This window comes from Paracoccus sp. (in: a-proteobacteria), from assembly GCF_030538655.1.
In the GTDB taxonomy this organism is placed as follows: Bacteria; Pseudomonadota; Alphaproteobacteria; order Rhodobacterales; family Rhodobacteraceae; genus Paracoccus.
The window spans coordinates 19,970-39,948 of sequence record NZ_JAUNTO010000023.1 but is presented as its reverse complement, the minus strand read 5'-3'; the positions used below and the strand labels follow the sequence as shown (position 1 = coordinate 39,948).

At 63.5% G+C, this 19,979-nt stretch carries 18 protein-coding genes and 1 tRNA gene; 6 read left to right on the top strand and 13 right to left on the bottom strand.

Annotated elements, in window-relative coordinates; genetic code table 11:
• Positions 1-50 precede the first annotated feature (50 nt).
• On the bottom strand, positions 51-515 hold the full coding sequence (locus tag Q4G22_RS13400; RefSeq protein ID WP_303386397.1) for a hypothetical protein: 465 nt from the start codon (positions 513-515) through the stop codon (positions 51-53).
• 168 nt (positions 516-683) lie between these two features.
• On the opposite strand from Q4G22_RS13400, the gene Q4G22_RS13395 reads away from it, so the two are divergent.
• On the top strand, positions 684-1,193 hold the full coding sequence (locus Q4G22_RS13395; RefSeq protein ID WP_303386396.1) for an HdeD family acid-resistance protein: 510 nt from the start codon (positions 684-686) through the stop codon (positions 1,191-1,193).
• 19 nt (positions 1,194-1,212) lie between these two features.
• On the opposite strand, the gene Q4G22_RS13390 is transcribed toward Q4G22_RS13395, so the two are convergent.
• The gene (locus Q4G22_RS13390) at positions 1,213-1,545 is read right to left on the bottom strand and encodes a hypothetical protein (protein ID WP_303386395.1); all 333 of its coding nucleotides are present in this window, start codon (positions 1,543-1,545) and stop codon (positions 1,213-1,215) included.
• Positions 1,546-1,643: 98 nt separating this feature from the next.
• On the opposite strand from Q4G22_RS13390, the gene rimO reads away from it, so the two are divergent.
• The 3 genes from rimO to ettA are packed head-to-tail and all read left to right on the top strand — an operon-like array spanning position 1,644 to position 5,599.
• The gene (gene rimO / locus Q4G22_RS13385; RefSeq protein WP_303386394.1) at positions 1,644-3,011 is read left to right on the top strand and encodes a 30S ribosomal protein S12 methylthiotransferase RimO; all 1,368 of its coding nucleotides are present in this window, start codon (positions 1,644-1,646) and stop codon (positions 3,009-3,011) included.
• Positions 3,008-3,886 carry a sulfotransferase gene (locus Q4G22_RS13380; protein ID WP_303386393.1) on the top strand — a complete coding sequence of 293 codons (879 nt, stop codon included), beginning with the start codon at positions 3,008-3,010 and terminating at the stop codon, positions 3,884-3,886. The genes rimO and Q4G22_RS13380 overlap by 4 nt, the downstream gene beginning before the upstream one ends.
• A 57-nt stretch (positions 3,887-3,943) precedes the next feature.
• A complete protein-coding gene (gene ettA / locus Q4G22_RS13375) occupies positions 3,944-5,599 on the top strand; it encodes an energy-dependent translational throttle protein EttA (protein WP_303386392.1) in 1,656 nt (551 codons plus the stop codon).
• Positions 5,600-5,790: 191 nt separating this feature from the next.
• On the opposite strand, the gene Q4G22_RS13370 is transcribed toward ettA, so the two are convergent.
• Positions 5,791-6,552: a hypothetical protein gene (locus Q4G22_RS13370; RefSeq protein WP_303386391.1), complete on the bottom strand. Its 762-nt coding sequence runs from the start codon at positions 6,550-6,552 to the stop codon at positions 5,791-5,793.
• A 284-nt stretch (positions 6,553-6,836) separates the two neighbouring features.
• Between Q4G22_RS13370 and Q4G22_RS13365 the strand changes: the two genes are divergently transcribed.
• On the top strand, positions 6,837-7,463 hold the full coding sequence (locus Q4G22_RS13365) for a DsbA family protein (protein ID WP_303386390.1): 627 nt from the start codon (positions 6,837-6,839) through the stop codon (positions 7,461-7,463).
• A gap of 33 nt (positions 7,464-7,496) precedes the next feature.
• Here Q4G22_RS13365 and Q4G22_RS13360 read toward each other — a convergent pair whose 3' ends face one another.
• Complete coding sequence (locus tag Q4G22_RS13360) at positions 7,497-9,383, bottom strand: acyl-CoA synthetase (RefSeq protein ID WP_303386389.1); 1,887 nt, start codon at positions 9,381-9,383, stop codon at positions 7,497-7,499.
• 125 nt (positions 9,384-9,508) lie between these two features.
• Positions 9,509-10,012, bottom strand: coding sequence for a peptidoglycan-binding protein LysM (gene lysM, locus Q4G22_RS13355; RefSeq protein ID WP_303386388.1), 504 nt, complete (start codon positions 10,010-10,012; stop codon positions 9,509-9,511).
• 167 nt (positions 10,013-10,179) lie between these two features.
• On the opposite strand from lysM, the gene Q4G22_RS13350 reads away from it, so the two are divergent.
• Positions 10,180-10,728 carry a CAP domain-containing protein gene (locus tag Q4G22_RS13350; RefSeq protein ID WP_303386387.1) on the top strand — a complete coding sequence of 183 codons (549 nt, stop codon included), beginning with the start codon at positions 10,180-10,182 and terminating at the stop codon, positions 10,726-10,728.
• A gap of 5 nt (positions 10,729-10,733) precedes the next feature.
• On the opposite strand, the gene Q4G22_RS13345 is transcribed toward Q4G22_RS13350, so the two are convergent.
• From Q4G22_RS13345 to Q4G22_RS13310, 8 genes are all read right to left on the bottom strand, one after another.
• The gene (locus Q4G22_RS13345) at positions 10,734-12,527 is read right to left on the bottom strand and encodes an ABC transporter transmembrane domain-containing protein (protein ID WP_303386386.1); all 1,794 of its coding nucleotides are present in this window, start codon (positions 12,525-12,527) and stop codon (positions 10,734-10,736) included.
• Positions 12,528-12,588: 61 nt separating this feature from the next.
• Complete coding sequence (locus Q4G22_RS13340) at positions 12,589-13,215, bottom strand: 5'-methylthioadenosine/S-adenosylhomocysteine nucleosidase (RefSeq protein ID WP_303386385.1); 627 nt, start codon at positions 13,213-13,215, stop codon at positions 12,589-12,591.
• Positions 13,216-13,233: 18 nt separating this feature from the next.
• A tRNA-Leu gene (locus Q4G22_RS13335) sits at positions 13,234-13,319 on the bottom strand.
• A gap of 36 nt (positions 13,320-13,355) precedes the next feature.
• Positions 13,356-14,276, bottom strand: coding sequence for an arginase (gene rocF / locus Q4G22_RS13330; RefSeq protein ID WP_303386384.1), 921 nt, complete (start codon positions 14,274-14,276; stop codon positions 13,356-13,358).
• Positions 14,277-14,350: 74 nt separating this feature from the next.
• Positions 14,351-16,396 (bottom strand): TonB-dependent receptor, encoded by a 2,046-nt coding sequence (locus Q4G22_RS13325; protein WP_303386383.1) that lies wholly within the window; start codon positions 16,394-16,396, stop codon positions 14,351-14,353.
• A 156-nt stretch (positions 16,397-16,552) separates the two neighbouring features.
• On the bottom strand, positions 16,553-17,314 hold the full coding sequence (locus Q4G22_RS13320; protein WP_303386382.1) for a sulfite exporter TauE/SafE family protein: 762 nt from the start codon (positions 17,312-17,314) through the stop codon (positions 16,553-16,555).
• A 261-nt stretch (positions 17,315-17,575) separates the two neighbouring features.
• A complete protein-coding gene (gene metG, locus Q4G22_RS13315) occupies positions 17,576-19,285 on the bottom strand; it encodes a methionine--tRNA ligase (protein WP_303386381.1) in 1,710 nt (569 codons plus the stop codon).
• Between the two features lie 28 nt (positions 19,286-19,313).
• The gene (locus Q4G22_RS13310) at positions 19,314-19,793 is read right to left on the bottom strand and encodes a hypothetical protein (RefSeq protein WP_303386380.1); all 480 of its coding nucleotides are present in this window, start codon (positions 19,791-19,793) and stop codon (positions 19,314-19,316) included.
• Positions 19,794-19,979 lie beyond the last annotated feature (186 nt).

Below are 19,979 nucleotides of genomic sequence, written 5' to 3'. Positions count from 1 at the left end.
CGTCGATCTCGCATGCGCTATGGCATGGATCACTTAAATGAAGACGCCGCCTAGCGGCACAGTTTGGTCTGCGGGTCCAGTTTGACATATTCGCGGGCCGAGATGATCTGCATCTGGCGCGAGGTGTTCCAGCCGCCGAACCAGCGGTCGCGGATGCCATTGCGGTAATAGGCCCCCATCATCTGATCGACATAGGGCGGGATGATCGTCGTGCCCTCGATCCGGGGGGCGTGGAAGCCGACCCGTGCGCCGGGGCCAAGGCAGGCGTTCGGCAGGGTGATGTAGATCGTGCAGGCCGAGCGGCAATAGCCGCGCACCTCGACCCGGCGACCGGATTGCGCCAGCTGGTTGCGTCGCGCGATGGCCTGCATGACATTGCCGCCGCGGTCGTTGCGGATGACGATGGGTTCGGCCCCCGCGCGAACGGGGGTGGCGGGCCGCTGTTGGCTGGCCGCGAGGTCGGGGACGCAGGCGGCCAGCAAAAGGGGAAGGATCAGGGCAAGTGCGTGTTTCATGGCTGCATCATGCTTGGAGCGGCGATCCGAGGAAAGAGACTTCATCGTGATCTGCGCGGGATCGTGCTTGTGTTGGTGGGTGATCTGACAAATTAGTCAATATTTGACAATTTCATGTCAATCAGTTGAACTTGCGACAGAACTCGTGAAGCAGGCGGAGGCCATGACATGAATCGCACTTTATGGATCATTCTGGGGGTTATCTCGATCATCGCCGGGGTTCTGGCGCTAGCCAACCCGCTGGCCGCGACCCTGACCGCCGAGCAACTGGCGGGCTGGACCTTTCTGTTCGTCGGCATCCTTGGCGCCGTTCTGGCCTTTCGCGCCGAAGGCTGGGGCGGGCGGATCTGGGCCGTGCTGGTCGGGGTGGCCGCGATCCTGCTGGGGGTGGCGTTGCTGGCCAACCCGCTGCACGGGATTATCGCGCTGACCGCCGTGGTTGCCGCCATGTTTTTGGTGGGCGGGATATTCCGGATCGTTTTATCGTTCTCGCTGCGGGGAACGGGGGCCTTTTGGCTGGTTCTTTTCAGTGGCGCGGTGTCCGTCCTGCTGGCGATCATGATCTTTGCCAACTTCCCGGTTTCTGCACTGTCCGTTCTGGGTATTCTGCTGGCCGTCGAACTGATTTCCAGCGGCGTGTCGATGATTGCGCTGGCACCGGTGGCCGCAGACGACTGAAGCGCCTTGCCCGCCCGAATCATTCAGGCGGGCTTTGATCCCAAAGCTGAAAGCCGGCGGTTTCGGCTTGTGCGGTTTGATCGCTGGGGATGGTAAAGACGCCGATCCGTCCGTCGGGTGATCCGCACAGGGTGATGCGCATCATGCCGTCATCGGATTCGGTCTGGTCCAGAACGGTGATCCCGGCGCCGGTCAGCTCGGCTGCCAGGGTCTCCAGCCGTTCGGGGGCGGGGTTGCATTGCGTGGTGCCAAAGGATTTGAACACCTGCGCGGTGTCGGCGGGGGGTGTGCCCTGTTCGTCGCAGGCAGCAAGGACAAGCAGTGCAGGCAGGGCAAGCAAAAGGCGCGGCATGGATTTCTTCCCGTTGAACAGGCATGAGGGATAGCAGTGGGGCCAGCCCTGCGCAACGCAGGCTTAACAACCGCCCCGCCGCGCAGTATAGCGCGGCCATGACCCAGAACCCGCCGATCATCCGCCCCGACCTTGCCCGCGCCCATGTGCCGCAGGATGCCGCCCGCCCCGGCCAGCCGACCATCGGCATGGTCAGCCTTGGCTGCCCCAAGGCGCTGGTGGACAGCGAACGCATCCTGACCCGCCTGCGGGCCGAGGGCTATGCGATCAGCCCCGATTACGCGGGCGCGGATGCGGTGATCGTGAACACCTGCGGTTTTCTGGACAGCGCCAAGGCCGAAAGCCTTGAGGCGATTGGCGAGGCTTTGGCTGAAAACGGCCGGGTGATCGTGACCGGATGCCTGGGGGCCGAGCCGGACTATATCACCGGCGCGCATCCCAGCGTGATGGCGGTGACGGGGCCGCATCAATATGAACAGGTCTTGGACGCGGTGCATCTGGCGGTGCCGCCCGCGCCCGATCCTTTTGTGGATCTGATGCCTGCATCCAGCGTGCGGCTGACCCCGCGGCATTACGCTTATCTCAAGATTTCAGAGGGTTGTAACCACCACTGCAAGTTCTGCATCATCCCCGACATGCGCGGGCGTCTGGTCAGCCGACCGGCCCATGCGGTGGTGCGCGAGGCAGAAAAGCTGGTCGAAAACGGGGTGCGGGAACTGCTGGTCATCAGCCAGGACACCAGCGCCTACGGGCTGGACCGGCGGCACGAGGTTGAGCGGGGGCATCGCGCGCATATCACTGATCTGGCGCGCGATCTAGGCAGCTTGGGCGCTTGGGTCCGGCTGCATTACGTCTATCCCTACCCGCATGTGCGCGACCTGATCCCGCTGATGGCCGAGGGGCTGGTGCTGCCCTATCTGGACATTCCGTTCCAACACGCGCATCCCGACACGCTGCGCCGGATGGCCCGGCCTGCGGCGGCGGCGAAAACGTTGGACGAGATCGCGGCGTGGCGGGCTGTGTGTCCTGACATCACGCTGCGGTCCACCTTTATCGTCGGCTATCCCGGCGAGACCGAGGCTGAATTCCAGACCTTGCTGGACTGGCTGGACGAGGCGCAACTGGATCGCGTCGGTTGTTTTCAATACGAAAACGTCGCCGGGGCGCGGGCGAATGATCTGCCGGATCATGTGCCGTCCGAGGTGAAACAGGACCGCTGGGATCGCTTCATGGCCAAGGCACAGGCGATTTCCGAGGCGAAGCTGGCGGCCAAAGTCGGCACCCGCCAACAGGTGATCGTGGATGAGGTGGACGATCAAGGCGCAACCTGCCGCACCATGTCCGATGCGCCGGAAATCGACGGGAACCTGTTCATCGACGAAGGCTTCGAAGGGCTGACCCCCGGCGACATCGTAACCGTCACAGTGGACGAGGCGGGGGAGTATGATCTTTGGGGGCGGGTTTGAGGCCCCAGCCCATCCACTATGACTGGAACCCGGACGGTGCGCCGCGCAAGCCTGATGTGCTGTGTATCGGTGCGCAAAAGGCGGGGACAAGCTGGCTGGCGCAGGTTCTGGGGCAGCATCCGCAGGTCTGGCTGCCGCCGTTCAAAGAGGCGCATTATTTCAACTATCAGTTCATCCCCGGCCATCGCTATTGGATCAACTGGCACTATCGCACTATGCCCGCCGAAATCCGCGCCCGGCACAAGCGGCGGCAAAGCCCGATCCCGCCCGAGGTGGACGCCTGGCTGGATGCGATCTGCGCGGGCAAGCGGATGTTCACGAATCACTGGTACAAGCGCATCTTCGCCCCCGCGCCCGCCCATGCGATGCCTGCGGATTTCAGCCCCGAATACTCGACCCTGCCGGATGAAGGCGTGGCGCATGTCGCGCGGTTTCTGGGGCGGGCGCGGGTGATCTATCTGATCCGCGATCCGGTGGACCGGGCGGTGTCGCAACTGCGCATGAACCTGATGCGGGAAAAGCGTCACCCCGTCACGCTGGACGACTGGCTGACCGAGGTGGCGAACCCGGTGCTGGCCGAACGCGGCGACTATGCCGCTTATGTGCCGCGCTGGCAGCGGCATTTCGGCGAGCGGTTGCTGATCTTGCCTTATGGCAGCATCGGGCAGGCCCCGGATGCGGTGATGCAGGCGGTTGAAACGCATCTGGGTATCGGGGCCTTTGCCTATAGCGGGCTGCGCAACCGGGTCTTTGCCACGCCCGACGGGCTGGTGCCGCCCCCGCAGGCGGTGGCCGCGCTGGCTGAACGGCTGGCTCCGCAGACTGCCTTTCTGGCCGACACCTTCGGCCCCGATTTTCTGGCCGAGACGCGCTGACCTTTCATCGGTCGCGCAAAACCCCTACATACCCGCCAAGCATTGCAGGAGAATCCCATGGCGTCCTATCAGTTCGTCTATCACATGGACGGCGTGTCCAAAACCTATCCCGGCGGGAAGAAGGTGTTCGAAAATATCCGGCTGAATTTTCTGCCGGGGGTGAAAATCGGCGTCGTCGGCGTGAACGGCGCCGGTAAATCGACCCTGTTGCGCGTTATGGCCGGCTGGGACAAGGATTTTTCCGGCGAGGCCTGGGCCGCGAAAGGGGCGACGGTCGGTTATTTGCCGCAAGAGCCGCAGCTGGATGAGGCGTTGAATGTGCGCGGCAACGTCATGGAAGGCGTCAAGGCGAAACAGGCCAAGCTGGATCGCTATAATGAATTGGCGATGAATTACTCCGATGAAACGGCCGAGGAAATGGCCGCGTTACAGGATGAAATCGACGCGCAGAATTTGTGGGATTTGGACAGCCAGATCGACGTGGCGATGGAGGCTTTGCGCTGTCCGCCCGATGATGCGGATGTTTCGACGCTTTCGGGCGGGGAACGCCGCCGTGTGGCTTTGTGCAAGCTGCTGCTGGAAGCGCCGGATATGCTGCTTCTGGATGAACCGACCAACCACCTTGATGCTGAAACGATTGCCTGGCTGCAAAAGCACCTGATCGAATATCCCGGCACCATTCTGTGCGTGACGCACGACCGCTATTTCCTTGACGATATTACCGGCTGGATTCTGGAACTGGATCGCGGGCGCGGTATTCCCTATGAGGGCAATTATTCGGCATGGCTGGAACAGAAAGCCAAGCGTCTGGAACAAGAGGCGCGCGAGGATAAGGCAAAACAGAAAACGCTGGAACGCGAACTGGAATGGATTCGCGCTGGCGCCAAGGCGCGTCAGGCCAAGCAAAAGGCGCGGATCAACGCCTATAATGAAATGGCTGCCGAATCCGAACGTGAAAAGCTGTCGCGCGCGCAGATTATTATTCCGAATGGCGAACGGCTTGGATCCAAGGTGATCGAGGTTAATGGTCTGAAAAAGGCTATGGGCGACAAGCTGTTGATCGAGGATCTGGAATTCAGCCTGCCGCCGGGAGGTATTGTCGGCGTGATCGGGCCGAACGGCGCCGGTAAATCTACGCTGTTCCGAATGCTGACCGGACATGAAAAGCCTGATGCCGGGGAAATTACTTTCGGTGATACCGTGCAATTGTCTTATGTCGATCAGTCGCGCGATGCGCTGGACCCGAATAAAACCGTCTGGGAAGAAATTTCCGGCGGGGCGGAACAGATTGTGCTGGGCGATGCACAGATGAACAGCCGCGCCTATTGTTCGGCCTTTAATTTCAAGGGCGGCGATCAGCAGAAAAAAGTTGGTCAGCTTTCGGGCGGGGAACGCAACCGCGTTCACATGGCCAAGCTGTTGAAATCCGGTGGAAACGTTCTGTTGCTGGACGAACCGACCAACGATCTGGACGTGGAAACCTTACAGGCGTTGGAGGCCGCGCTGGAGGATTTCGCCGGTTGCGCGGTTATTATCAGCCACGACCGTTTCTTCCTTGACCGGCTTTGCACGCATATTCTGGCGTTTGAAGGCGATGCCCATGTCGAATGGTTCGAGGGTAACTTTGAAGCCTATGAAGAAGACAAAATCCGCCGCCTTGGGCCGGATGCGGTTGAGCCCAAGCGGGTGAAATACAAGAAATTTACCCGCTAAACACATGTCAGCCGCCGGGCCGTATAGTTGCTGTCCGGCGGTTTGATTTGGAACAGGAGGCAAGGCCTCATGTCGCATAAACCGGGGTGCGGTTTTGACCCGGCGGTTTCCTGTTCCGTCTGCATGATCTGATGCGGGCCATGGGGGTTTTGTCGGCGGTGGCGGCTTTGCGGCAGGCTGGGCGGTATCAGTCATTCGTTGATGGCGGCGCTGATTGAGGCTGCTGTCACCGCCGCAGGTTCCTGAAACGGGTTGCCCTGCATCAGCACGATGGCCGCCGCCGGTGCCGCCGCCAGTGCAAACAGCCCCACCGCCAGCCGCAGCGCATTGCGGTTTTCGACATGAACGGCCGCAACGCTGACCAGCGTCAAAAAGCCCAGCCACGCCATCGCCATCCATTTGAGCGGGTTCAGATGTGTTTGAGTCAACGCCACTCGCATATCGCGATCCGCGCGCAAGCTGCCGACCCGTTCCAACAGCGCCTGCCCGACCGGCGGCGGGACCGCATTCTGCACAGCGGGCGAGGCCGCCGCGATCAGCATCGCATCAGCAGCCCGGCTGGTCGCCGGATCGGATTCGGCGCGGCGCAGCGCGGGCCATTCCGCCGCTGCCGCCTGCCCATAATCGCGCACCCGCCCCGCCAGATCATGGGCCGGACCGTCGGGCAGCAGTTCGGCCAGGGTCAGCAGGCTGCGCAGCGCCTCGGCCTCGCGGAAGACGGAATCCAGCGCCCGGTCGCGCGCGGCCCAGGTATCGTTGGCGATAAAGGCCAGCGTCAGGGCGAACAGGGTGCCGGTGATGTTGACAAAGGGCGGCACCACGCCATGCCAGTCGCGGGCGACCCGCCCCCAGCCGGGCCGGTGCAGCAGCCAGCCCAGAACCAGAACCGTCGCCACCGTGCCAAGCACGGCGACCAGCGCATATATCTGATGCTCGACGGTTAAAAAGCGCATCCTTCCCCCGCTGTCATTGCGCCGCATCTGACCATGTGGCGCGGCGGCGGACAACGGTTGATCTTTGATAAGGGAACTTAAGGGTCATTAAATTCTTATTTTACAGTTATATGAAAGGGGAAACCATGCGTGGGATTTTGCTTTGGCTGATCGGGATTCCAATTCCGATCATTATTATCCTGTATCTTCTGGGCGTTTTCTGAACCGATCTGACGCCATCTTGACTGTTGCCCCTCTGCCCATATGGGTAAGAGGGGCGTAGTTTTTCTGGAAAGGAACCTTGGATGCTTAGCCGTCGCCACACGATCCTCAGCGCCGCCGCGCTCACCATGACCTCGGTTCTGCCTCTGCGGGCTGTCGCCCGTGATAATCCGATGCCGGAATCGCTGCGGCGGTCGTTAGAGCGTGATCCCAACGCGCCAGTTCTGGGTAATCCGAACGGCGACATCACCCTGACCGAGTTCTTTGATTACAATTGCAGCTTTTGCCGCCGCATGGTCGGCACGATGCAGCGGCTGATTTCGGCTGACCCGAACCTGCGCATTGTCTTTCGCGAATGGCCGGTGTTTGGCGAAGGGTCGGAATTTGCGGCCCGTGCCTCGCTGGCGTCATTGCGACAGGGGAAATACTGGCAACTTCATGCGGCCCTGATGGGGATGCGCGGACGTGCCGAAGAGGCATCGGTGCTGCGCGCAGCCCGCGATGTCGGGCTGGACGAGGCCCGGCTGCGTCGCGATATGGAATCTGAATCGGTGTCCGAGCACATCAGCAACAGCTTTATGCTGGCTGAACATATGGGGCTGATGGGCACGCCCACCTTTATCGCTGGGGACGAGGCCGCCTTTGGTGCGTTGTCAATCGACGATCTGCAAGAGCTGATCGCCCGTGGCCGCAAGGTGCTGAACGGCTGATCCGGGTTGGCCCGGATCAGGCCGGGCCAGCCGTTATACCCATTCCCAAGGCAGCGCGAATTCCCCCAGCCGTGCCATTGCAGCGTCTTTGTCAGTGGGGGTGTCGCCCTGTGCGTCCAGCCGGGCGACAAGGCCGCGTTTCTTATCCTCGACCACTTCGACGACATGGACGCCGGTGCCCGCCAGAACCGAATCCAGCACGCGGGCAATGGCGCGTTTGCGCAGGTCCGGCTTGAAGATTTTGCCGACGGCGGTTTTCGGCAGCTCGGGCAGGATTTCCAGATGCTTGGGAAATGCCGCGCGTTCGTGGATATTGGCGCGGGCATGGGCCATCAGTTCGTCTTGGGTAACAGATGCGCCCTGCACCAGTTCCACATAGACACAGGGCAGTTCGCCCGCAAAGGCGTCGGGCTGGCCGATGGCACCGGCAAAGGCGACGGCGGGATGCGACAACAGCCCGTCTTCGATCTCGGCCGGGTCGATGTTGTGGCCGCCGCGAATAATCAGATCCTTGGCCCGCCCGGTGATCCACAGATAGCCATCCTGGTCCAGCCGCCCCAGATCGCCGGTGCGCAGAAAGCGGTCTTCGGCGAACAGGTCGCTGTTCTTGTCGTCCTCGGTATAGGTCGAGCCTTCGAAGACGCCGGGGCTGGCGACGCAGATTTCGCCGATCTCATCGACCTCGCATTCTCGATAGCCGCCGTTGCTGCGGCGCAAAATCTTGACGTGCGAATAGGGCAGGGGGATGCCGACCGAGCCGACTTTCTTCAGCCCGTCCACAGGGTTGCAGGATACAAGGCAGGTTGCCTCGGTCAGCCCATAGCCCTCGGAGATTTCGACCCCGGTTGCCTGTCTGAAGCGGTTATACAGTTCCACCGGCAGCGGCGCCGAGCCTGAAATGGCGGTGCGCAGCGATGACACGTCGGCATCCACCGGGCGCTGCATCAGCGCGGCAATCGCGGTGGGCACGGTAATCAGGAAGGAAACCTGCCAGCGTTCGATCAGTTTCCAGAAGTTGTCGAACACGCCATCGCCCCGGTATCCGGCAGGCGTCGGCATGACCATATGCGCCCCCGATGCGATACAGGACATCAGGATCGGATAGGCCGCAAAGACGTGGAACAGCGGCAGCGGGCAGATCAGCACGTCGGTTTCATCGAACAGCAGCGTCCCGCCCAGCCAGCCGTTATAGATCATCCCCGAGTATTTGTGCTGCGCGACCTTTGGCATCCCGGTGGTGCCGCCGGTGTGGAAATAGGCGGCCACGCGGTCGATCTGCGGGTCGTCAAAGGTCAGCTTGTCATGGCGCTGGCCGCTGGCGGCGGCCTCGAAGTCCAGCACTTTGGCCTGGTGTTTCGCCGTCACCTTGGGGCGGATCAGCGGCACGATCCAGCGTTTGACGCCGCGCAGATGGCGGTTCAGGTCTACCTCGATGATATGGGTCACGCCGGGCGCGGCGGCGACAGCCTGCGCGGCCTTTTGCGCCACGTCTGTTTTGGGGAAGGGCTTCAGCGTCACCAGCACCTTGGCCCGCGTTTCGCGCAGGATGGCGGCGATCTGTTCGGCGTCCAGCAGCGGGTTGATCGGGTTGACGATACCGGCGGTCGCCCCGGCCAGCAGAACCACCGGCGTTTCAATGCTGTTGGGCAGCAGATAGGCGATGGTGTCACGCGGCCCCACGCCAAGGCTGCGGAACAGGTTTGCGGTTTCCGTCACCCGCTCCAGCAGATCCTGCCATGTCAGCGTGGTGGCGTGATCGCGCGGACCGGACAGCAACTGAAAGCTGACGGCGGGCCGGTCAGGAAACCGCCCTGCGACACGCTGTAAAAAGCCATAGATCGTCTTGGGTAAATCCCGGCTGTCATACGACATTTCGCCTTCGACACGATCACGGTCGGCAATACTGTTGAAACGGCCCATTGGTCTTGTCCTCCCCGCGCAAACCCCCTCCGGCTTGCGTCATTTTTGTCAACATGGGCCAGAAATGCGGAACGGGGCAAGGGTCAGCCCCCCGCCCCGTTGTAAAACGCAGCGTCAGAACCGGATCAGGCGCCCGGAATCCGCAGCTTTTGCCCCGGATAGATCTTGTCGGGATGCGACAGCATTGGGCGGTTCGCCTCGAAGATGTCGTTGTATTTGTTGGCGCTGCCCAGATATTTCTTGGCAATGGCCGACAGGGTTTCGCCCTTTTCGACGGTGTGGAACACGGGCGCCTTGCCCTGGGCCTCGGGGGCGTCGGGCAGATCTGCCTCGACCTTGGCGATGCCCTGAATATTGCCCACCGCAAGGATCAGCTTTTCCATCGTCTCGCGATCGGCGCCCTTTGATTCGACGATCACGGTGTCACCGCGCAGGCGCAGATGCACGTCTTTGCCGGTCAGGCCAAGCGCCTTGACCTCGGCATTCAGCGCGGCGACCTTGCGGTCGGTTTCAGCCTGCTCGGCGGTTTTTTCGGGGGCGGCCTGCGGCTGAGGCTGCGCCTCGCTGGCCTCGGCCTTGGAACCGAACAGCGACTTTCCCGCGTCCTTGACGAAATCCCAAACTGCCATCTGCATATCCTTTCGATGGGTGATCGGCGTAAAGAAACGCCTTTGCGGCCAAAGCGTTCCATATCGGCCGGATTTTCGCCAGTGATTAAAATGCTGCGCAATTATCGGTTGTATTTTGGTCACTCAATCGGCACTTTCCGGGAAAATTCTGTCTGTTTGGGGTGAAAATGCGCCGTTCTACCTTGTCCGTTCTGATGCTGCTGGCTGTGGCTGCCTGTGCGCCCGGCGATTCTGCTGATCGCGGCTGGATGGCACCGCCTGACCCCAATGATCCGCATGATATTCAGGCCACCGCGCCGGGGCAGGCGGTCTGTCAGCGGACATCTGCCGCCGATCTGGCGGCGGGCGTTGCCGCGACCAACAGCGCGCGTGCGCGCGTGGGGCTGCCGCCGGTGCGCGGCAATGCCACGCTGGCCCGTGCGGCGGAACGTCATGCCTGCGACATGGCCGAACGCGGGCGCATGGCCCATGTCGGCAAGGGGACATCCGGTCCCTCGCAGCGGGTCAAGGCGCTGGGCTATCAGCCGCGGATCACCGCCGAAAACATCGCCGCCGGGCCGTTTGGCCTGAACCGGGTGCTGGCTGAATGGAACAGCTCCAGCGGGCATCTGGCCAATATCAACATCCCGCAGGTGCAGGAAATGGGCATCGGGCGCGCGGTCGGATCAGACGGTAAAACAGTGTTCTGGGCGGCGGTCTATGCCGCGCCGAAATAGCGTGGTCAGATCACGGCTTCGGCGGCGCCGTCGGTGAATTGCAGCCGCGCCAGCCGCGCATACAGCCCACCCTGCGCCACCAGTTCGTCATGCGTGCCCTGCGCGATGATGCGCCCCTGTTCAAAGACGACGATCCGATCCGCCCGTTTGACCGTCGCCAGCCGGTGCGCAACGATAATGGTGGTGCGCCCGTGTGCCAGCCGGTTCACCGCCTCTTGCACGGCAACCTCGGATTCGGCGTCCAGCGCGCTGGTCGCCTCGTCCAGCAGCAGGATGGGGGCGTCGCGCAGGATGGCGCGGGCAATGGCGATGCGTTGACGCTGCCCGCCCGACAGCATCACCCCGCGTTCCCCCAGGGGCGTGTCATAGCCCTGCGGCAGCGCGGCGATGAAACCATCGGCATGGGCGGCGGCGGCGGCGGCCTGAACCTCGGCATCGCTGGCCTCGGGGCGGCCAAAGCGAATGTTGTCGCGGGCGGATGCGGCAAAGATCACCGGGTCTTGTGGCACCAGGGCCATCTCGCCCCGGAAATCGGCCCGCGCCATGTCGCGCAGGTCGATCCCGTCCAGAGTCACGCGCCCTGCGGCCGGGTCCCAGAACCGCTGCACAAGCTGGATCACCGTGGTTTTCCCAGCACCCGAAGGCCCGACCAGCGCCACGGTTTCACCCGGCGCGATGGTCAGGCTGACATCATCCAGCGCCGACACATCGGGCCGGGTCGGGTAATGAAAGCTGACCGCATCCAATGCGATAGCACCGCGCACCGGGCGGGGCAGGGCAACAGGATGCGCGGGGTCGGACAGGCTGTCCTCGGCGGTCAGCAGCTCGGCCAGGCGTTCGGTGGCACCGGCTGCGCGCTGCAACTCGCCCCAGATTTCGGTCAGCGCGCCGGTCGAACCGGCCACAAGAATGGCGTAGATGACGAATTGCACCAGCTCGCCCACCGTCAGGCGGCCCGCGTTCACATCATGCGCGCCAATCCACAGCACACCCAGAACGCCGGAAAAGATCAAAAAGATCACCACCACCGTCATCACCGCGCGGGTGCGGGTGCGGGTGATGGCGATGTCATAGGATTCCTCGGTCACGCGGTCGAAATCGGCGGTGCTGCGCGCCTCGTGCGTGTAGGCTTGCACGGTTCCGGCGGCCAGCAGGCTTTCGGATGCCGCACCGCTGGAGGCTGCGATCCAGTCCTGATTGCGGCGCGACAGCACCCGCAGCCGCCGCCCCATGACGACGATGGGCACGATGACCACCGGCACGATCAACAGCACCAGCCCCATCAGCTTGAGCGAGGTAAAGGCCAGCATCGCCAGCCCGCCGATCAGGATCAGCGCATTGCGCAGCGCGATGGATACGGACGATCCGATCACCGACTGGATCAGCGTGGTGTCGGTAGTGATCCGCGACAGGATTTCCCCGGTCATGATGCGTTCGAAAAACGCGGGTGACAGGGAGATGACGCGGGCGAATACGGCCTTGCGGATGTCGGCCACGATCCGTTCACCCAGCCGCGTCACCAGGAAATAGCGCAGCCCGGTGCCCACGGCCAGCATGGCCACGATCATCACCGCCGCGCCGAAATACTGGTTCAGCAGGGCCATGCCGCTGTCGAATTCGTCCACCACGCGGCGCACGGCCAGCGGCAGGATCAGGCTGATCCCGGCGGTCAGCGACAGCGCCAGCAGCGCCAGCACCACCTGTCCGCCATAGGGCCGCACAAAGGGCAGCAAGGCGCGCAAGGCCCCCACGCGGCGGCTGGCCGGACGGTTTTCGGTGGTGGTTGTGCCGCGCGCCATGGTGCCCCCTTGTCTGGTCCGGGGCAGGTTTAGGCGGCACGTCGCCCAAGGGCAAGCGCGCTCACAGCGCGACGGCACCCGTTTCCAGCGCATCTTCCAGGGCATCGACAGTCTCGCGCAGGCGTTCGTCGATCAGGTGCAGATATTGCGTCCAGTCGTGCAGCCCGCCCAGTTCGGCCACGCCATCGGAAATGCCGCGCAACCCGATCAGCGGAATGTTCCAGCGCATGGCGGCGCGCAGGTGGGCGAAGGTTTCCATATCGACCATATCTTCGGCGATCCGGTCATAGGCCGCGCCGCTGATGATGGCGCCGCCGGTGGACAGCGTGGCGGCGGGCAGGCCGGGGATGCGGTGCGGCAATTCGACGCGTGCCGGCAGATCCAGAAACGGCGTGCGCCCGCGTTCGAACCCCAGCGGGCTGGCATCCATATCGCGATATGCCACGGCGCTGACCTGATAGACCCGCGCCTGTTCCAGCCGTGCCGACCCAGCAGACCCCAGCGAGACGATCAGCCGCGGCCGTTCCGCCATCGCCGCCAGCGCGGCGGCCAGTGCGACCCCGCCTTCGACCGGGCCGATGCCGGTTATCAGCGGTGTGATCCGGGCGCGTAGGGCCGGGCCATATTCGGCATCGGCCGCCATGACGAACAGCACCGGCAGGTCGGCAATCCTATCCATATGGGTCATTGCGCCCCCTGATCCGGTTGGTGCGGGCGGCGGGACTTGAACCCGCACGGGCTTTCGCCCCAGGGAGTTTAAGTCCCATGCGTCTACCATTCCGCCACGCCCGCGCGGCGGTTCTCAATTGCCCCGCGCAGGCGCGCGCGTCAATAGCTGCGCGTCGGGCGGTCGAACACCTTTCGGCCCATCAGGCTGGCGACCAGATCGACCATCAGTTTCGCGGTGCGGCCACGGTCGTCCAGAAACGGGTTCAGTTCGACCAGATCGAGGCTGGTCACAAGGCCCGATTCATGCAGCAGCTCCATCACCAGATGCGCCTCGCGGAAGGTGGCGCCGCCGGGCACGGTGGTGCCCACGGCGGGGGCGATGGACGGGTCCAGAAAATCCACATCCAGCGAGACATGCAGCATCCCGCCCGCCGCGCGCACCCTGTCCAGAAAGGCGCGCAGCGGCACGCTGATGCCCTGTTCGTCCAGCACACGCATGTCGTTCACGGTGATGTCGGTGTCCTGCATCGCCGCATGTTCGGCGGGATCGACACTGCGGATGCCGAACATGCAGATGTTCGCACCCGGCACCGGCGCGGGGAAGGGCGGAAAGCCGGGAAAGCCGGGCCGCCCGCTGGCATAGGCCATCGGCGTGCCGTGCAGATTGCCCGACGAGGTGCTGTCAACGGTGTGGAAATCGCTGTGCGCATCCAGCCAGATCACGAACAAGGGCCGCCCGGCACGCTGCGCATGTGCCGCGACCCCGGCGACGGTGCCCAGTGACAGCGCATGATCGCCGCCCATGAAAATCGGCAGCCCCGTCTCTATCGCCGATTCGGCGGCGGCGGACAGGGCGCGGGTCCAGGCGATTACCCGAGGCAGGCGGTGGACGGCGGGATTGGTGCTGGTTTCATCGCCCTGCGCGCCGGGCAGCACGTCGCCGCGGTCGTCAACCGTGTGGCCCAGATTGGTCAGCGTCTGCGCCAGCCCGGCCACGCGATAGGCGGCTGGTCCCATCAGGCAACCGGCGCGCCGTTGGCCATCGTCCAGCGGCGCGCCGATCAGGATGCAATGCGTCATGCGGGTCTCCGTCGCTTGCGTTGACCCACAGTTTGCCCGCCCGGCGGCCAAAGTCCAGCCGGGCAGCGCAATTGTCAGAATTCGGCGGTCAGCCCCAGCCACAGACGGCGGCCTTCGCCAACGGTGTTGTTGCTGGCTGACGTAATTTCGTAGTCGAACAGGTTGTAGATCGCGCCGTTCAGCCGCGCCCGGTCCGTGACCTGATAGCTGGCCCCGATGTCCACCGTCGTGTAAGAGGCGTATTCATAGGCGATGACATTGCCGTCGGCATCATAGGCATAGGGCGTGCCATTGGTGCCGATCCGCGCCCCCGAGTTGATCTCTTTCCCGTGATAGTTGATGGCACCCCATGCCTCCAGCCCATCAACCGGCGTTACCCAGTCCGCCGAAATGCTGGCCATGTGGCGGGGCGTCCGTTCCAGCGGCAGACCGGCAAAGGTGCCGGTTTTCTGTTCGGAATCGGTCAAGCTGTAAGAGGCGCGCAGCGTCAGCGCATCGGTCGCATCCCAGTCGGCGGTCAGTTCAGCGCCCTGGATCACCGCCTCGCCCACATTCATCCAATCCCAGCGGTTATAGCTGGTGCCATCAATGACGATCGGCGTGCCGGTGTTATAGCTTTCGATCTTGTTCTTGAAATCGGTGCGGAACAGGGTGGCGCCGACGCTCCAGCCCGATGCCTCATACAGCGCCGCCAGTTCATAGTTGGTGCTTTCTTCGGGCTTCAGGTCGGGGTTCGACACGATCACCCCGGCACCGCGCTGCGTGGTGTAGTAATAGCCTGGCACGATCGAACGGATCGACGGTGCGCGATAGCCGGTGGTGACGCCGCCTTTAAGCGTCAGTTCCGGGCTGGCGTTCCAGACACCATAAATGCGCGGCGTGATCTTGCTGCCGAATTCACGGTGATCGTTATAGCGCATCCCCAGCGTCAGCGCGAAATCCTCGCGCAGCCGCCATTCGTCTTCGACGAACAGCGCCCATTGCGCGGTGCTGAAATCATAGGTCACACCGTCGTTCAGGCCGGGGTTCTGATCCGCGATGCCGGTGTGGTTATACTGGCCGCCGAAGACCAGTTGATGCTGCCCCCGCCATTCCAGCGGCGCGGTGAACTTGGCGTCCAGAACGGTGTTCGTCACCTCGGGCTGGCGCATGGATACTGACAAAAGCGAGCCGTTGCCGGAATAGGTCTTGCGCTGCCCGACCTCGCGCAGCAGCGAAATATCGCTGGTCACATTGCCCCACTGGCCGCCATAGGTCAGCGAGGCATGTTCGCGGGTGTTCACCTGCACGCTGTCGTTCTGGGCCACGCCGTTCACGGTTTCGGCGATGGTGCGCCCGACGCGGCCGGTGTCCTCGATCCGTGAACGCCCGGCCTCAAAGCGCAGTTCGTGTTCAGGGTTGATTGCCCATGTCAGGCGGCCGGTCAGGTCGAATTGATCGCGCCCGCGCAGACCGTCCACGATCCGCGCCTCGGTCCGGTCATAGACGCGGCCCCAGATTTGCAGACCAAGCTGATCGGCGATCAGCGGACCGTTGGCCGAAAATGACAACTGCCGCGAGGAACTGTCTCTGTTATGTTCCGGCACAGTCCCTTCGACAGTAACCGACCCGCCCCAGACATCGGACACCGGCTTGGTGATGATGTTCACCACGCCGCCCATGGCGTCAGACCCATACAACGACGACATCGGCCCGCGCACCACCTCGATCCGTTCAATGGCGGAGACGGGGGGGATAAAGCTCTGCTCGATCCCGGCGGCGCCGTTGACGCGCGCTTCGCGGGTGCCTTGCCGCTTGCCGTCCACAAGGATCAGCGTATAGCCGCCGCCCAGACCGCGGATGTTGATGTCCTGTTCGTTGGCAATGCCGGTGACGGCCACGCCCTGAACGTCACGCAACGCATCGGTCAGGGTGGTGATATTGCGCCGCGCCAGTTCTTCGCCGGAAATCACGGTGATGCTGGCGGGGGCATCGGCGACGTTCTGTTCAAAGCCCGAGGCGGTGATGACGATTTCTTGCAGAACCGTCGGCTGTGCGTCTTGCGCGGCGGCAAGGGCGGGACAGGTCAGCGCGGTCAGCGACAAAAGAGTGCGGCGAAGGGCAGGGCGGGCGTGCGGCATGGTGCGGCTCCGGCAAAGGGGTTGGATTGTTGCCTGAGAGTGCCAGCCAAGACCGCTGCCATTTCCTGGGTAATTTTCTCGGGAATAGGCGCGAGGGGCGGTCGCGGCAAGCAGAGGCCCGCCCGCCCGGCGCAACTGTTACTTAAATGACACGGATTACAGCAGGCGTGTCAGCCCCGTGATCACCATCGACGCGCCCGAGGCAAACAGCAGCACCAAGGCCACCTTGCGGATCGTTGCGGGGGACACCGGCGGCGGAAAGCGGCGCGCGATCCATGTGCCCAGCAGCACCGCCGGGGCGGCCCCGGTGGCTGTCACCAGCAAGGGCAGGGTCAGGCCGCCGCTGGCGATCACCACGCCCAGTCGGAACACCTGCGTCACGAAAAAGAACGCCAGCAGCGTGGTGCGCACGGTGTGCAGGGCCATCGGCTGGCGATACAGTTGCCAGATCACCGGCGGGCCGGATGTGGCGAACAGCCCGCCCAGAATGCCGCCGCTGAACCCGGTCACGGTCATCACCGGCGGGCTGGTCGGTTGTTCGATGGTGCCCGGCCGCCATGCCAGTTGCAGCGCCGATCCGGCGATGACCAGCCCCAGCAACAGTTGCAGCCCGGCAACCGTTGACCCCGCCAGCCAGCTGAGCAGCACATAACCGACGACAATCCCCGGCAGCGCGCCGATCAGCAGCGCGGCCAGCACCCGCAGGTCAGCCGCCCGCCAGCCGCGCAGCAGCACGGTGACGCCATGCATCACCACCAGAACCGAGGTGACAGCCGCCGCCTGCGGCACCGGCATCAGCCCCAGCGCCCCGACCGCGCCCATCAGGATCAACCCAAGCGCGAACCCGGCCTGCGTCTGCACCCAGGCCGCAACGGCGGCGATCAGCCAGAACGCGATCAGTTCGGGGGTGATGGTCATGCGGCGCGGCCTTACATCTGGCGGATGCGGCAGCCGCTGTCAGCGTGCTGCCCCTTGGTTGTGATCCGGGTGGGGCCGGGGTCATAATGCGTGGGGGCCGGATAAGACACGTGTCCCGCGGTCGCCAATGTTGCACGCAAAAGAGCGCTGCGCCACAGGCACGATACCATAGCCCGCCAAGCGCCCTTTGCCCTGCTAAGACCAGCTGCCGCATCGTCCCACCCGCACAGGGCGCAGGCGGTATCTTGTCTGACGCGGCGGTTACGAGCGGACCCCCTTGAACCGTTCGGCCCAATCCTCGCGCTGTTCGTCGGCGATCTTGGCGAACAGCACCTCGGGCGTGGTGAAGGCATGGCCGGGGGGCAGCGTGGTCAGCGCCTGCGCCACATCGCCGGGCCAGTCGCGGTTGTCGGTCTGCATCGCGGCCAGCATGGTGTCGGCGGCGAATGGGATGAACGGGGCCGACAGCACCGCGTAAAGCCGGATCAGGTTCAGCCCCAGCCGCACCTGCATCGCCGCCCGTTCCGGGTCGGTCTTGAAGGTGGACCACGGCGCGGCGCTTTGCAGATATTCGTTGCCAAGCACCCAGATCGCGCGCAGTTCCGACGCAGCCTTGCGCACCTCCATCGCCTCCATAAAGCTCTCATAGGCGCGGATGCGGGCGGTCAGGGCGTCGATCAGCGCGGTTTCCTCGGGGCCGTAGGCGCCGCCCTCGGGAATGGTTTCGCCGAATTTGCTGCGGCTGAATTTGGTGATGCGGCTGACGAAATTGCCCAGGACGTCGGCCAGATCCTTGTTCACCGATTGCTGGAAATTGTCCCAGGTGAATTCGCTGTCGCCCGATTCCGGGGCGTGAGACAGTAGCCACCAGCGCCAGTAATCGGCTGGCAGGATGTCCAGCGCGTGATCCATGAACACGCCGCGCCCCTGGCTGGTCGAAAACTGCCCGCCATCATAGGTCAGGTAGTTGAAGGATTTGATGTAATCGACCAGCTTCCACGGCTCGCCCGAGCCGATGATTGTGGCCGGGAAAGACAGCGTGTGGAAGGGCACGTTATCCTTGCCCATGAACTCGGTGTAGGTCACGTCATCCGCGCCCTTGTCGGTGCGCCACCAGCGTTCCCAATCGCCGCCGGTCTTGTCAGCCCATTCGGCGGTCGCGGCGATATATTCGATAGGGGCATCGAACCAGACGTAGAACACCTTGCCTTCCATCCCCGGCCAGGGCTGGTCGCCCTTTTTCACCGGGATGCCCCAGTGCAGATCGCGGGTGATGCCGCGATCCTGCAAGCCATCGCCGTCGTTCAGCCATTTTTTCGCGATCGAGGTGGTCAGGATCGGCCAGTCGGTCTTGCTGTCGATCCACGCGGCGATCTGATCCTTCAGGGCGGACTGGCGCAGATAGAGGTGCTTGGTCTCGCGCACCTCAAGGTTGGTGCTGCCGCTGATGGCGCTGCGCGGGTCGATCAGGTCGGTCGGGTCAAGCTGTTTCGTGCAGTTTTCGCATTGATCGCCGCGCGCCTTGTCATAGCCGCAGTTGGGGCAGGTGCCCTCGATATAGCGGTCGGGCAGAAAACGTTTGTCGTCAATGGAGTAGACCTGACGCTCGCTAACTTCGCGGATCAGGCCGTTTTCGGCTAGCTTGCCGGCGAAATGCTGGGTCAGGATGTGATTACGCTCGCTGGAGGAACGGCCGAAGTGGTCAAAGGACAGGCCAAAGCCCTGCGCCAGCGCGGCCTGCGTTTCGTGCATCTGCGCACAATATTCCGCGACTGGCAGGCCCGCCTTGGCCGCGGCCAGTTCGGCGGGGGTGCCGTGTTCGTCGGTGGCGCAGATGAACATCACCTCATGCCCGCGCCCGCGCAGATAGCGGGCGTAAAGATCTGCGGGCAACTGGCTGCCGACCAGATTGCCCAGATGTTTGATGCCGTTGATATAAGGAATGGCAGAGGTGATAAGATGCCGGGCCATGCGCGTGTCCTGTAAGGTTTGCGCGTGTTTACCCAACGCCCGCCGCCATGACCAGAGCCGAGCGCCTGTCAGTTTCAGGCGACGTTGCGGGTGTCCGGGGTTTCGGGGCAGGGCTGCCCGCACATGACAGGGCCAGAGTTGTCGGCGCCAGCCAGCCGTGACGCCGCGCATGGGCGATCAGCCGGGCATCCGCCATCAGTGGGGGCCGAGGCAGCGAGGCTGACCGGGGCAGGATATGCAGGCGGATATGTGCGATCAGATCGTCCCCCAGCCACGACCGGAATTCATTTGCCAGCGAACTGTTGTGATGGGCCAGCGCGCAGATGTCGTCGCGCTGCAAGGCGTGCTGGCAAAATCTTAGAACATGATCGCGCAGGGCATGGTCGTTGCCCTCACCGCATTCCCGTGCCGCCTGTGCGACCATCGCGGCATTCGCATCCAGCCCGTCGCGCAGGCGGTCGGCCATTGCCTTCAGGTCCGGGGGGCGTGAACGGCGGGGATCTGCCATGGCGATACCACACCTGCACCGCAATATTGCGGCACCTGTTGCCAGCCAGAGCGTGACAGTCAGCCCCGGCCCGGCATGTTGCGTCAAAACCGACAGTCCACAAAGCGTTGTGAATATCGCGATCAGATACATGGCCTTCACCCTTACATAAGGTGCTCTCTAGATCAGTCGAGTTAACAAAGCGTT